General features: G+C 63.7%; 16 protein-coding genes and 1 pseudogene. 12 read left to right on the plus strand and 5 right to left on the minus strand.

What is annotated here, in order from left to right; genetic code table 11:
• Positions 1-62: 62 nt before the first annotated feature.
• From OQ789_RS23590 to OQ789_RS23600, 3 genes are all read left to right on the plus strand, one after another.
• Positions 63-461, plus strand: a complete 399-nt coding sequence (locus OQ789_RS23590) for a VOC family protein (RefSeq protein WP_324688594.1) — start codon at positions 63-65, stop codon at positions 459-461.
• An 86-nt stretch (positions 462-547) separates the two neighbouring features.
• Complete coding sequence (locus OQ789_RS23595) at positions 548-829, plus strand: type II toxin-antitoxin system RelE/ParE family toxin (protein WP_324688595.1); 282 nt, start codon at positions 548-550, stop codon at positions 827-829.
• Positions 804-1,124 (plus strand): HigA family addiction module antitoxin, encoded by a 321-nt coding sequence (locus tag OQ789_RS23600; RefSeq protein WP_324688596.1) that lies wholly within the window; start codon positions 804-806, stop codon positions 1,122-1,124. The genes OQ789_RS23595 and OQ789_RS23600 overlap by 26 nt, the downstream gene beginning before the upstream one ends.
• 198 nt (positions 1,125-1,322) lie before the next feature.
• Here the strand turns inward: OQ789_RS23600 and OQ789_RS23605 are convergent, their stop codons facing one another.
• Together OQ789_RS23605 and OQ789_RS23610 are read right to left on the minus strand one after the other, a co-directional pair.
• Entirely contained in the window at positions 1,323-1,892 is a 570-nt protein-coding gene (locus OQ789_RS23605) for a TIGR03086 family metal-binding protein (protein WP_324688597.1), read from the minus strand.
• Positions 1,893-2,007: 115 nt separating this feature from the next.
• Positions 2,008-2,337 (minus strand): MarR family winged helix-turn-helix transcriptional regulator, encoded by a 330-nt coding sequence (locus OQ789_RS23610; protein ID WP_324688598.1) that lies wholly within the window; start codon positions 2,335-2,337, stop codon positions 2,008-2,010.
• Positions 2,338-2,535: 198 nt separating this feature from the next.
• On the opposite strand from OQ789_RS23610, the gene OQ789_RS23615 reads away from it, so the two are divergent.
• From OQ789_RS23615 to OQ789_RS23640, 6 genes are all read left to right on the plus strand, one after another.
• A complete protein-coding gene (locus OQ789_RS23615) occupies positions 2,536-3,342 on the plus strand; it encodes an alpha/beta fold hydrolase (protein WP_324688599.1) in 807 nt (268 codons plus the stop codon).
• A 107-nt stretch (positions 3,343-3,449) separates the two neighbouring features.
• A complete protein-coding gene (locus OQ789_RS23620) occupies positions 3,450-4,001 on the plus strand; it encodes a VOC family protein (RefSeq protein ID WP_324688600.1) in 552 nt (183 codons plus the stop codon).
• Between the two features lie 86 nt (positions 4,002-4,087).
• Complete coding sequence (locus OQ789_RS23625) at positions 4,088-4,471, plus strand: hypothetical protein (RefSeq protein WP_324688601.1); 384 nt, start codon at positions 4,088-4,090, stop codon at positions 4,469-4,471.
• 72 nt (positions 4,472-4,543) lie between these two features.
• Complete coding sequence (locus OQ789_RS23630; RefSeq protein WP_324688602.1) at positions 4,544-4,903, plus strand: hypothetical protein; 360 nt, start codon at positions 4,544-4,546, stop codon at positions 4,901-4,903.
• Between the two features lie 186 nt (positions 4,904-5,089).
• Positions 5,090-5,647: a peptidoglycan endopeptidase gene (locus OQ789_RS23635; protein WP_420716188.1), complete on the plus strand. Its 558-nt coding sequence runs from the start codon at positions 5,090-5,092 to the stop codon at positions 5,645-5,647.
• A gap of 368 nt (positions 5,648-6,015) precedes the next feature.
• A complete protein-coding gene (locus OQ789_RS23640; RefSeq protein ID WP_324688604.1) occupies positions 6,016-6,339 on the plus strand; it encodes a putative quinol monooxygenase in 324 nt (107 codons plus the stop codon).
• Here the strand turns inward: OQ789_RS23640 and OQ789_RS23645 are convergent.
• Complete coding sequence (locus OQ789_RS23645) at positions 6,336-7,013, minus strand: guanylate cyclase (RefSeq protein ID WP_324688614.1); 678 nt, start codon at positions 7,011-7,013, stop codon at positions 6,336-6,338. The two genes, OQ789_RS23640 and OQ789_RS23645, sit on opposite strands and share 4 nt — an antisense overlap.
• Before the next feature lie 156 nt (positions 7,014-7,169).
• Between OQ789_RS23645 and OQ789_RS23650 the strand changes: the two genes are divergently transcribed.
• Entirely contained in the window at positions 7,170-7,379 is a 210-nt protein-coding gene (locus OQ789_RS23650) for a hypothetical protein (protein WP_324688605.1), read from the plus strand.
• Here OQ789_RS23650 and OQ789_RS23655 read toward each other — a convergent pair.
• On the minus strand, positions 7,331-8,164 hold the full coding sequence (locus OQ789_RS23655; RefSeq protein WP_324688606.1) for an adenylate/guanylate cyclase domain-containing protein: 834 nt from the start codon (positions 8,162-8,164) through the stop codon (positions 7,331-7,333). The two genes, OQ789_RS23650 and OQ789_RS23655, sit on opposite strands and share 49 nt — an antisense overlap.
• 121 nt (positions 8,165-8,285) lie before the next feature.
• Between OQ789_RS23655 and OQ789_RS23660 the strand changes: the two genes are divergently transcribed.
• Together OQ789_RS23660 and gnd are read left to right on the plus strand one after the other, a co-directional pair.
• Positions 8,286-9,695 carry a glucose-6-phosphate dehydrogenase gene (locus OQ789_RS23660; protein ID WP_324688607.1) on the plus strand — a complete coding sequence of 470 codons (1,410 nt, stop codon included), beginning with the start codon at positions 8,286-8,288 and terminating at the stop codon, positions 9,693-9,695.
• Positions 9,696-9,708: 13 nt separating this feature from the next.
• The gene (gene gnd, locus OQ789_RS23665; protein WP_324688608.1) at positions 9,709-10,731 is read left to right on the plus strand and encodes a phosphogluconate dehydrogenase (NAD(+)-dependent, decarboxylating); all 1,023 of its coding nucleotides are present in this window, start codon (positions 9,709-9,711) and stop codon (positions 10,729-10,731) included.
• Positions 10,732-10,849: 118 nt separating this feature from the next.
• Here gnd and OQ789_RS23670 read toward each other — a convergent pair.
• Positions 10,850-10,982, minus strand: a pseudogene (locus OQ789_RS23670) (IS630 family transposase); the annotation flags it as partial.

The following is a 10,982-nucleotide window of genomic DNA, read 5'->3' on the forward strand; positions in this document are numbered from 1 at the left end:
TAGCATCAGCGCCTATCACCGCAGCCACCCGGTTATCTGCCGGGCACCCGAGGAGATGACTGATGAAGTTCGTTTCGACCCGCATCATCACAGCAGATGTCAGCCGTCTGGTTGCCTTCTACGAGATGGTTACAGAAACCGCTGCTGTGTGGGGAAATGAGCTGTTTGCGGAAATCCCGACACCGGTCGGCACGCTTGCCATCGGCAGCGATAAGACGGTCCCGTTGTTCGGGCAAGGATCCGCTGAGCCGGCCGCCAACCGCAGCGCGATTCTCGAGTTCATCGTCGACGACGTGGACGCCGAGTACGAGCGGCTCCGCGACCGCGTGGCCGAGGTTGTCACAGAACCGACGACCATGCCTTGGGGTAATCGCGCGCTGCTATTCCGGGATCCAGATGGCAACCTCGTTAATCTATTCACTCCCGTGACGCAACAGGCTCGCGCCAAGTTTGGTCTGTGACTGCGGGCGAGCAGACCGACGGCGACGTGGTGGAATTCCGAATTAACGTATAGCGTTAATAACGCAAGTCGTTATATGATGCTCCAGTGATCAGATCGTTTGGTGACATGGACACCGAACAGATCTGGCACGAGCAGTACGTCAAGGGCGTGGACCGGATGCTCCAACGCGCCACACTGAGGAAGCTGGAGCTGATCCATGCGGCGAAAGTCGTTGGGGATCTTCGAATCCCTCCGGGCAATCGCTTGGAGCGGCTCGTCGGCGACCGTCGTGGGCAGCACAGCATCCGGGTGAACGCGCAATGGCGTATCTGGTTCGTCTGGAGAGAAGGAGGTGCGGAGGATGTCGAACTCGTCGACTACCACTGAGGGTGATCTGATCGAGCCGATCCATCCAGGTGAGATCCTGATGGAGGACTTCATCGAGGGCTTCGGGATCACGCAGAACAAGCTGGCCGTGTCCATCGGGGTTCCACCGCGTCGGATCAACGAGATCGTGCACGGTAAGCGCGGTATTACTGCCGACACGGCGATCCGTCTAGCGCGATACTTCGGAACTTCCGAAGAGTTCTGGATGAACCTTCAGTCGCACTACGAATTGCGGACCGAGCGTCGCGCGTTGAGGGACCAGGTCGCCGCGATCACTCCGCTGACGAGCGCATAGTCAAATGGCGGAAGGACTTACGTGCCAATGGGAATTGATCCGCGACGTCGTGCGACGCTCCACCCGTTCAGTGAAGCGCGATTCGTGCGGTATCCGGTCATGATGCCGGCTGATCTGTCTGGGTAACCGCGCCGACGTTTTATCGGCACCGAAGCGTCGTGGAGTTCCGCTTCAACGTGTAGGTGAGTCGGCTGGGCATCAGGCATCGCGGCCCGCCAATTGGAGGAGCCGAACCTGGACTGTCGCGCCTTCGGGCGGTTCGCGCTCCGTAAAGGGGAAAAGCGTGGCCAATTCGGGTTGACTGTGCAGAAACCGGATGAAATCGAGCGCGAAATCCGCCAGCCCGTCATCAATCTGTTCTCCCACTCCGATCGCGCGAGACACGTCCCAGGTGTGGACCGCAGTATCAAACGCTGTGAGACCCACAGCGTCCCGCGCTGAGAGCGGAACCCGGTAGGCGACTGTGATATCCAGACTCTGGGCGCTGTTGATCGCCTCATCCAATGCCCGGATTCCCTCATGCCATGCGGCGATGTGGTCGCTGCCGATCCAGTCGTCTTCTCGTGTCGCGATGTATTCGCCTCGGCTGCCGCCGCTAACCAGGCCCGCGATTCGATGATGTAGACCAACGACGTGGTTCACCAACTGCCGAACGTTCCACTCGGTGCAGGGAGTTGCTTTATCCCAATCAGTCGTGGCGATTGCGTTCAGTCGGGGCGTCAGCTCTGACCTCGCGATGCCAAGTGCATCAACAGCAGTTTCCGTCATGCTGTTGTCCCTTCGGTTGACTGATAGGTCGTCGCAGTCACATCATCGACCGACGGGAGGACCAATAGGTTGGTTATGACGATGTCAGGACTGAACGTGTGTCGAGTTCCGATGCCTAGCGTCGCGAGTCGACAGGGTCCAGCGCATCCAGCAACTCCTGCATGACCGCGCACGCTGCTCGAAATCGATCGGCTCCAACGATGTTCGCCCAGTTGGCCTCTATCTCCGCGACGCGTTCTCCTGCGTCCCGCATCAGCTTCTCTCCACGCTCGGTGAGCACGACGAGCTTTGCGCGCCCGTCGCTAGGGTCGGCACGACGTGCGAGATACCCGAGGGACACCAATTCGTTCACCAGTTCCGACGTCGCCGACAGGCTGAGTTGTGCGCGCGCGGCGATCTCGGTCAGCCGCACATGACCGGTCCGAATGGCGCCGAAAACGTGCATATGGGCATCTCGCACGTCCCCATACCCGCGGTCCATGCGAGGAGTCGCGATCTCGGTTCTGAATTGCCGAAGCAGTCGCACCAGTAGTTGCCCGATGGCTTGGGACTCGCTCGGCTTCCTCGTTGACAGGGCCATACCGGAAGAGAATACTTCTGGTTCCGAAGCTTCGGGTTCCGAAGTAAACCAGGGAGGCGTCCTATGTCGATGTCGGTGCCGACCAAATTGGGTCGTCTAAACGTCACGGACGCCGGACACGGGCCTGTCACCGTCTTCTGGCACAGCCTGTTCGTGGACCAAAGCTCGTGGCGGCCTGTTTTCGACGCGCTCGCAGGGACGCGCCGGATCATCGCGGTCGACGCGCCGAATCATGGGCGCAGCCGGCCCGTCGAACATGACTTCACGATCGACGATTGTGCCGCCGCCGCGTGCGCGATTCTCGACCACTTGGACATCCCAGGCCCGGTTGACTGGGTGGGTAATGCCCTCGGCGGTCACGTCGGCATCACCTTGGCGGCCGCAAAGCCAGAGCGGGTGAAAAGCCTGGTAACAATCGGAACCCCGATCGAACCCTTCGGTGCGGTTGAAAAATGGACGCAGATCGTGCCGCTGGTTCAGCTGTACCGCGCTTTCGGTCCGAACGCGGTGGATCGCATTCTGACCAAGGCGTTGCTCGGTGCGGATCCCGTGGCATCGCAACCGGATCAGGCTCGACTTATCATGGATGCGTTTCGCAACGCCGACCACCACGCGATGCTTCGCGCCATGCGATGCCTGATGCTTCGCCGACGATCGTTGCGTGACGATATTGTTCGGGTCACCGCGCCGACCTTGCTACTCGTCGCGGAAGGCGGGCAGGAGGGCTGGACGCCGAGTAAGTCGGCAGATGCGGCCCGCACCATGACGAACGCGAGATCGGAAACTCTGCCGGGGACCGGCAACATCGCGCCGCTGCTCGTCGCACCCGCCGTTGTTGCCGAACGACTGGAAAGGTTCTGGGCGGGTTAGCCGCGACTACTTCGACATCCCGCGCTAACCCGTCGGCCACAAGCCGATGCTTGAGTTCGGGCGGCGATAAATACTACAGTTTGTAGTAGTCCAACCGAGGGGGCACCATGCGGTGGCGGGGTGTGTGTCACGTCGAGTTCGCGGTGCTGGACTACGACGAGTCGATCGCGTTCTATGACGCGTTGTTCGGCCGGCTGGGCTACAGCAGTTTCTCGTCGCTCAACATGGAGTACCAGTCGGTCTATTACATGACACGAAACGTCAACCCGCACAGCTACATCGGCATTCAGCCCGCCCGTGCCGGCGCGAAGCTCACGCACACCGACCAGGCGGTCGGCATCAACCACATTGCGCTGTGGGCGCGTAGCAGGGCGGAGGTCGACCGATTTCATCGCGACTTCTTGGTCGCGCGCGGTATCCGGGTCACCGACGAGCCCAGGGGATACCCGCAGTACTGGCCCGGCTATTACGCGGTGTTCTTCGACGACCCGATCAACGGGATTCAATGGGAGCTGGCGTGGATCCCGAAAATTCCTACGCCCCGCCAACTTTGGTCGTTTTACCGCGCGATACGCGCCTTCGCCAGGAGTCGGCCGGACCTGGCGAACACGGTGCCCGGCGTCGCCCGACAGGCCAGGAGAACCATTCGGGCCGGCTAGATCGGCGCGTCCGACAACACCCGCGAATTGCGAACGAATTCAGATCACCACTTGCCCTGACCCCCACCGAGGGAAATTCTTAGGAGATGGCGACGGTGAAGCGGATGCTGCGACGGTCGACGAGCGTGCTGACGGGCGGCGCGTTGGCGCTGTCCGCCCTGGGTCTGGCCGGCGGCGCCGTCGCACTGGCCGCGCCCGCTCCGGCACCCACCGGTCACTGGTGCCCGGGCGAGCCATGGAACCCGAGCTGGGGCAACGTGTCGGACTGGAACTGGAATCAGTGCCACGACTGGCAACACCCCGGTGGCCCGTCCGCCCCGGCGGGATGGGGGCCCTGGGGGCCTCCACCGCCGTGGGCGCCGCCGCAGCCACCGCAACCGGCCTGGGCGCCCGGGGCGCAAATGATGTGGAATCCCACCGGCAACGGCAACTGGGGGATATGGAACAACGGGATATGGACACCCCTTTGACCAGGTCTGTCGAACGGAGTCGGCCCGCTATGTGGTCCATGGCCGCTCGGGTGCCTGGCATTAGGGTGAGCTGTGGCCGCCGCGAACAGTGACGAATCGCCCGCACCGCTGGAACGCCGGAGTCACGAGCTCGATGAGCGCGAAAAGAGCCTCGTCCAGCGCGAGACCGACGTCAAGCGACGCGAATTTCAGGCCGGTCGAAGAGACCGGGTTGCCGATCGGCGCGACCAGATCGCCGACGATCGCGAGCGGGCAGCGGACGAACGAGAGCTGCAAGCCGACGTGCGTGAGGGCGCCACGGCGGAGCGCGAACGCGCGCGGCTGCAACGCGTGGACGAACGAAGCAAGCGCGCGACAGCCCGTGCCAGGCGAGAGCAGGCCGACGTGGACCGTGAGACGGCGCAAAGCGAACGGCAAGGCGACAAGGCTTAGTCCGTCACCCCTCGGGAGCCCGGGCGAACTGCGGCACGTCACCAAAGCGCATGTGGTTTGCTGTGGAAAATATGCCGATATGTTATGACTTTGCTCTACGTGCGGCGCACGTCATTGCGTGTAGTGAGAATGACCTACGCCACAAATTTTGATTCACAATAAATGTTATTGCTAACCTCGCTGCCCATGGTCGTTATTGCATCATTGATGTCGTTGATCAGTCAGGTCTCCGGCACGCCTTATATTGCGGGCGGGGATTCGCCCGCCGGGACCGATTGTTCGGGACTCGCGTCGTGGATTGCCAATGCGGCAACTGACAGGCCGATATTCGGAAATCGATTCAACACCGGAAACGAAGAGGGCGCATTGCTGGCGCGCGGCTTCCAGTATGGGACCGCCCCCAACGCCTTGGTCATCGGCTGGAACGGTGGGCACACCGCGGTGACGCTGCCGGACGGAACGGCCGTCTCCAGTGGAGAGCGGGGTGGCGTACACATGGGTGGAGCGGGTGCCTACCAGTCCGGATTCACCCATCACATGTTTCTCCCGATGCAACCGGAAGACGGCGGCGCACCGCAGCCGCTGTTCGCCCCGCCGCCCCCGCCGGACGCCCCGCCCCCGCCGGACGCGCCGCCACCACCGCCGTGGTTCGCTCCGCCGCCCCCGCCGGATGCGCCGCCACCGCCCCCGGCCGTTTTGATCGACGCTCCGGCGCCGGCGGACCCGCCTCCCGCGGCCGCCTGATTTACCCTTATTCGGCTACGCGGCAATCGCGAATGAATAACAAATAGAACTCGCATCGCCATCTCAATGTCGTTGAGCATTTCGACATTGTCGGCGCCGACGCCAGGAACGTATCGCAGACTAGTGAAATATCGCGGCGCTGCCCTAGTTTGTGAGCTACGCCACTGATCGGGAGAGAGGGTTGGCGCGCCAAAAGTGTGCTCATGTGTCATCTGTGACGCATGAGCACACTTTGCTCTAACCATTACTCAGGCAAACTACATCCCCGATGCGGCCGCCGGGCGCCGCCCGCGGGCGGGATAGGCTGGCGCTGCCCGCGCAGACCGGGCGGGCGTAACTCCCAAGCAGCGAACGTAGGCGGGGCCGCAATGATCTTCATCGTCGTCAAGTTCGAGACCAAACCCGAGTGGACCGACCGCTGGCCAGAACTCGTCGCACCGTTCACCGCAGCGACTCGGGCCGAGGAAGGCAACCTGTGGTTCGAGTGGTCGCGCAGCCTGGACAACCCGGCGGTATACGTCTTGGTGGAGGCGTTCCGCGACGATGAGGCAGGCGGCTTCCACGTCAATAGCGATCACTTCAAGCGCGCGATGGCCGAACTCCCGCAGGCACTGGCGTCCACGCCCAGGATCATCAACCAGACCATCGACGCCACGGGCTGGTCGGTGATGGGCGAGATGGCCGTCGACTAGATCGCAATCTCGATCTCGTCGCCCAGTGCGTATCCCGGCGCGAGCGGGAGCCTGTCACCACTCCAGAACGAGCCGGGGTCGAAGTAGTTCGAGTACTTCTCCGTGGCGAGTAGCCCCATCTCCTCGTAGGTGATCGCCACCGTCTCGGCGCAGTAGGCCGCCTCCAGGCCGAGTCGCTGGCGCTCCTTGCGTCGTTGCGTCGATTCGCGAACCTTCTTGTCCACGAACGGGATTCCGCGCAGCCAGTCGTACGCGTTCGGGAGCCGGCCGCGCAGCCACCGGCCGGTCAGGCGCATGGTGGTGGGAAACGCGGTCCCGTCCATCCGGGCGATCACGCGCAGCACTTTGTTCTCTTGCTCCCGATCGGCCGGCGGAGTCAGCTGGCGTAGCCAGCATCGCTGGTGATAGCGCTGCGACCACTGCAACACCGACTGCGCGAGGTCGTTGAGTTGCACACCACGGTGATTCGTCCCGGTCCAGAGGTCGACGAGCTTGTCACCGAGTTCGGCGTGCCAAATCAACGGCGGCAGGTCGTCGATGGCCACCGTCATACCGACATGGTTCACCGGGCTGTTCGTCAGCGTCTGGATGGCCCGGTCTGGCCCCGAGCCACCGCGGAACAGCCAGAGGTCGCCGGTGCGGGTCTGGTCGAGCGCTTGGTCCAAGGTGAGCATGTTCGTGTAAGCCCGTTCGCCGCTGCAGCTTTCGCCGTTGTCGTCGCCTGCCGAGCCCGGCGTCACGTCACGCACGCGGCGCCGCCGGACGTTGCAGGCACACAAGTCAATCACAAACGGGGCCGCAACGACCCGCATCGCGCATAGCCTGGTGTCATGCGCAACGTATGGAAGTGGCTGGGATTGGCGGGTGCCACCGGCGTCGTGGCCGGGGGTGCCCTGGTGGTCCGTGACCAACGTAAGCGACGCGCGTACACGGCCGATGAGGTCCGCGACCGCTTGCATCAGCGGCTGGCCGAATACAACGGAGACGGTCGTCAGTCGGGCTCGGAATCGGGCTGGGGCTCAACAGAGAACAACCGGTAGGTGCCCGAAAAGCCCTTCAGTTCCACATTGCGACCGTCGTCAACCCGGATGTCATCGCAATCGGAAAGCGCGTCACGCACCGGCTGACTCACCAGGATCTGGCCACCGACCGCCTGTGCGGCCACCCGTGCCGCCATTGCGACGTTGCGGCCGAACAGGTCATCGCCGCGACGCACCGAACGTCCCATGTGGATGCCGATCCGAACGCGAATCTCCGGGCGCCGCTTACGTTTTGTGTCCCTGCGCAGTGCGTGCTGCAGGTCAATGCCGCACCGTACCGCTTGTTCTGCGCGCGCGAAGGCGATCATGAATCCGTCACCTTGACTCTTCACCACATGACCGGAGTATCGCTGCACGAGGTCCGAGACCAGCTTGTCGTGCGAACTGATCAGCTTGACCCATGCCCGGTCGCCGATCCGCTCGTTGAGCGCGGTGGATTCCTCGATGTCGGAGAACAGGATCACCACCCGGCCGTCCGGGGTGACGCGGGCAAGGTCGGGCCGCTCGACTTCCGCCCAGTCCGCGAGGTCCTCGATGCTGCTGCGCACCGCCGCGCCAAAGCCTTCCTTGCGCATCAGGTTGGCTGTGTTCCACACCCTTTTGACGGCCTCGCGACCTCCCGACAGCAGCTGATTGCGGGCGTCGGTGCGTTGGCGCAACTCGTCGAACTGCTGCTGACTGCGTACGAGTAACCGCCACAGCACGATCAGCCCGACACCCTCGACCGCGGCGATCCCGGCCAGGGCGTAGACCGCGATGTGCAGCGGGTCAGCCATGCCGGCCATCCTTTCAAGGCCGCGGTTCACTGTGATTGTCGGGCCTGTCGGCAGTGACTAGTGTTGATTCGGCCGGCCGCGGGTAGTGATCTCAGGGAGCCGATCAGGTGACTTTCGGGAGGAGCGGTTTTTGGGCGACGACGACAGTAACCCATCCGACCTGCTGGTGATCTTCGGAATCACCGGAGATCTGGCCCGCAAAATGACGTTCCGGGCGTTGTACCGGCTCGAGCGCCGCGACCTGCTGAACCACCCGATCGTGGGTGTGGCCAGTGACGATATCACCATCGAGCAGCTGCTCGAACGCGCGCGCGACGCCATCAAGGCCTCGGGTGAGCCGTTCGACGAAGACGCGTTCGACCGGTTCTCCGCCCGGCTGTCCTACCTGCATGGCGACGTCACCGACGCCGACGTGTACCGGCAACTCGCCAAGAAGATCCCGTCAGGCTCGCGTCCGCTCTTCTACCTGGAAATGCCACCGGCCCTGTTCGCGCCCATCGTGGAGAACCTGGCGAAAGTGGACCTGCTGGAGCGGGCCAGGGTGGCGGTGGAAAAGCCGTTCGGCTACGACCTGGACTCGGCGCGCGATCTCAACAAGCGGCTGCGCGCGGTGCTCGACGAAGACCAAATCCTGCGTGTGGACCATTTTTTGGGCAAACAGCCGGTCGAAGAACTGCAGTACCTGCGATTCGCCAACAAGGGCCTGGCCGAGGTGTGGGACCGCGACAGCATCTCCGAGATTCACATCACTATGGCCGAAGACTTCGGCGTCGAGGATCGCGGCAAGTTCTACGACGTGGTGGGCACACTCCGCGACGTGGTGCAAAACCATTTGCTGCAGGTGCTTGCGCTGGTCGCCATGGAGCCTCCCGTCGGCTCGGGCGCGGGCGACCTGAACGACAAGAAGGCCGAGGTGTTTCGGGCGATGCCCGCCCTGGATCCGGAGCGTTGCGTCCGCGGCCAGTACCGCGGCTACACCGACGTCGCCGGGGTGGCAAAGAATTCCACCACCGAGACCTACATCGCGCTGCGAACCGAGATCGACAACTGGCGTTGGGCCGGAGTCCCGATCTTCCTGCGTGCCGGAAAAGCTTTGCCGGAGAGAGTGACCGAGGTCCGGATGTTCCTGCACCACGTTCCCGGATTTTCGTTCCTGCCCAACCGTCGGCCGCCCGAGTGCAACCAGATCGTGCTGCGCATCGACCCCGACCCCGGGATGCGGCTGCAGTTGTCCGCCCAGGCGCGCGGTTCGTGGCGCGACGTTCACCTGGACTCGTCGTTCGCCGAGGATCTCGGCGAAGCCGTGCGGCCTTACGAGCGGTTGCTCTACGCCGCGTTCAACGGGGATCGGCAATTGTTCGCCCGCGAAGACGCCGTCGAGGAAACGTGGCGCATCGTGCAGCCCGTGCTGGACAAGCCCGGCCGCATTCACCGTTACGACCAGGGCTCGTGGGGGCCCGAGGCCGCACTCTCGCTGACGCGGGGCCACCACAGCTGGCAGGAGCCGTGGCTGCCGCACGGCAAGCCGACCCAACAGTAAGGAGACTGGCGCGATGCAGCTCGGGATGATCGGCCTCGGCCGGATGGGCGCGAACATCGTCCGCCGCGTGGTCGCGGACGGACACGAATGCGTGGTCTACGACCACAACCCCGACGCGGTCAAGGCGATGGCGGGGGAGGACCGCACCACCGGGGTGTCCTCGCTCAAAGAGCTCGCCGAGAAGCTCGAGACGCCGCGGCTCGTCTGGGTCATGGTCCCGGCGGGGTCGATCACCACCGGGGTGATCGACGAGTTGGCCAAGACGCTCGATTCCGGGGACATCGTCATCGACGGCGGCAACTCCTACTATCGTGACGACATCCGGCACGCAAAGACGTTGTCGGAAAAGGATATTCATTTCCTGGACTGCGGAACAAGCGGTGGCGTGTGGGGCAGGGAACGCGGCTACTGCCTGATGATCGGCGGTGACGACGAGGCGTTCTCGCATGCCGAGCCCATATTCGCCAGTGTCGCACCGGGCGTGGACGCGGCGCCGCGCACACCCGGCCGGGACGGCGAGGTCGGTCAGGCGGAGAAGGGCTACCTGCACTGCGGTCCGGCCGGTGCCGGGCACTTCGTGAAGATGGTGCACAACGGAATCGAGTACGGCATGATGGCCTCGCTCGCCGAGGGGCTCAATATCTTGCGCAACGCCGACATCGGCAAGCACGTGCAGGAAGGCGACGCCGAAACCGCGCCGCTGTCGAATCCCGAGTTCTACCAATACGAGTTCGACATCCCCGATGTCGCCGAGGTGTGGCGGCGCGGCAGCGTCATCGGGTCCTGGCTGCTGGACCTGACGGCGATCGCGCTGACCGAATCGCCCGATCTGAAGGAGTTTTCCGGTCGGGTCTCCGACTCCGGGGAGGGCCGCTGGACCTCCATCGCAGCGATCGACGAGGGAGTGCCCTCACCGGTGCTGACCACCGCGCTGCAGTCCCGCTTCGCCTCGCGCCAACTCGACGACTTCGCCAACAAAGCGCTTTCGGCGATGCGCAAGCAGTTCGGCGGGCACGCCGAGAAGCCGGCGAACTAGCCGCCATCGACTAGCGGCGATCGCGAGCGCGGCGGGGCCGGGCGAAGCGGGTCGCCGCCATCGACTCGCGGCGATCGCGAGCGCGGCGGGGCCGGGCGAAGCGGGTCGCCGCCATCGACTAGTGTCCTGAGTCATTAATTTGAGTGCAGTAGTTGGCGATGCTGGTCAGGATTTGTCGGCGGTCTTGGTCCAGATGTAAGGGCGGGGGTTGTCGTTCCAGGTGTCGATCCAAGCGCGGATGTCGGTGTTGA

The sequence above is a fragment of the Mycobacterium sp. 94-17 genome (genome assembly GCF_035617725.1).
In the GTDB taxonomy this organism is placed as follows: domain Bacteria; phylum Actinomycetota; class Actinomycetes; order Mycobacteriales; family Mycobacteriaceae; genus Mycobacterium.

Coding starts and splice junctions, on each gene's coding strand:
- OQ789_RS23615 (WP_324688599.1), top strand. CDS start 2,536: ATGTCGATGTCGGTGCCGACCAAATTGGGTCGTCTAAACGTCACGGAC.
- OQ789_RS23600 (WP_324688596.1), top strand. CDS start 804: ATGTCGAACTCGTCGACTACCACTGAGGGTGATCTGATCGAGCCGATC.
- OQ789_RS23620 (WP_324688600.1), top strand. CDS start 3,450: ATGCGGTGGCGGGGTGTGTGTCACGTCGAGTTCGCGGTGCTGGACTAC.
- OQ789_RS23645 (WP_324688614.1), bottom strand. CDS start 7,013: ATGCTCACCTTGGACCAAGCGCTCGACCAGACCCGCACCGGCGACCTC.
- OQ789_RS23635 (WP_420716188.1), top strand. CDS start 5,090: ATGGTCGTTATTGCATCATTGATGTCGTTGATCAGTCAGGTCTCCGGC.
- OQ789_RS23650 (WP_324688605.1), top strand. CDS start 7,170: ATGCGCAACGTATGGAAGTGGCTGGGATTGGCGGGTGCCACCGGCGTC.
- OQ789_RS23655 (WP_324688606.1), bottom strand. CDS start 8,164: ATGGCCGGCATGGCTGACCCGCTGCACATCGCGGTCTACGCCCTGGCC.
- OQ789_RS23625 (WP_324688601.1), top strand. CDS start 4,088: ATGGCGACGGTGAAGCGGATGCTGCGACGGTCGACGAGCGTGCTGACG.
- OQ789_RS23605 (WP_324688597.1), bottom strand. CDS start 1,892: ATGACGGAAACTGCTGTTGATGCACTTGGCATCGCGAGGTCAGAGCTG.
- OQ789_RS23610 (WP_324688598.1), bottom strand. CDS start 2,337: ATGCACGTTTTCGGCGCCATTCGGACCGGTCATGTGCGGCTGACCGAG.
- OQ789_RS23640 (WP_324688604.1), top strand. CDS start 6,016: ATGATCTTCATCGTCGTCAAGTTCGAGACCAAACCCGAGTGGACCGAC.
- OQ789_RS23590 (WP_324688594.1), top strand. CDS start 63: ATGAAGTTCGTTTCGACCCGCATCATCACAGCAGATGTCAGCCGTCTG.
- gnd (WP_324688608.1), top strand. CDS start 9,709: ATGCAGCTCGGGATGATCGGCCTCGGCCGGATGGGCGCGAACATCGTC.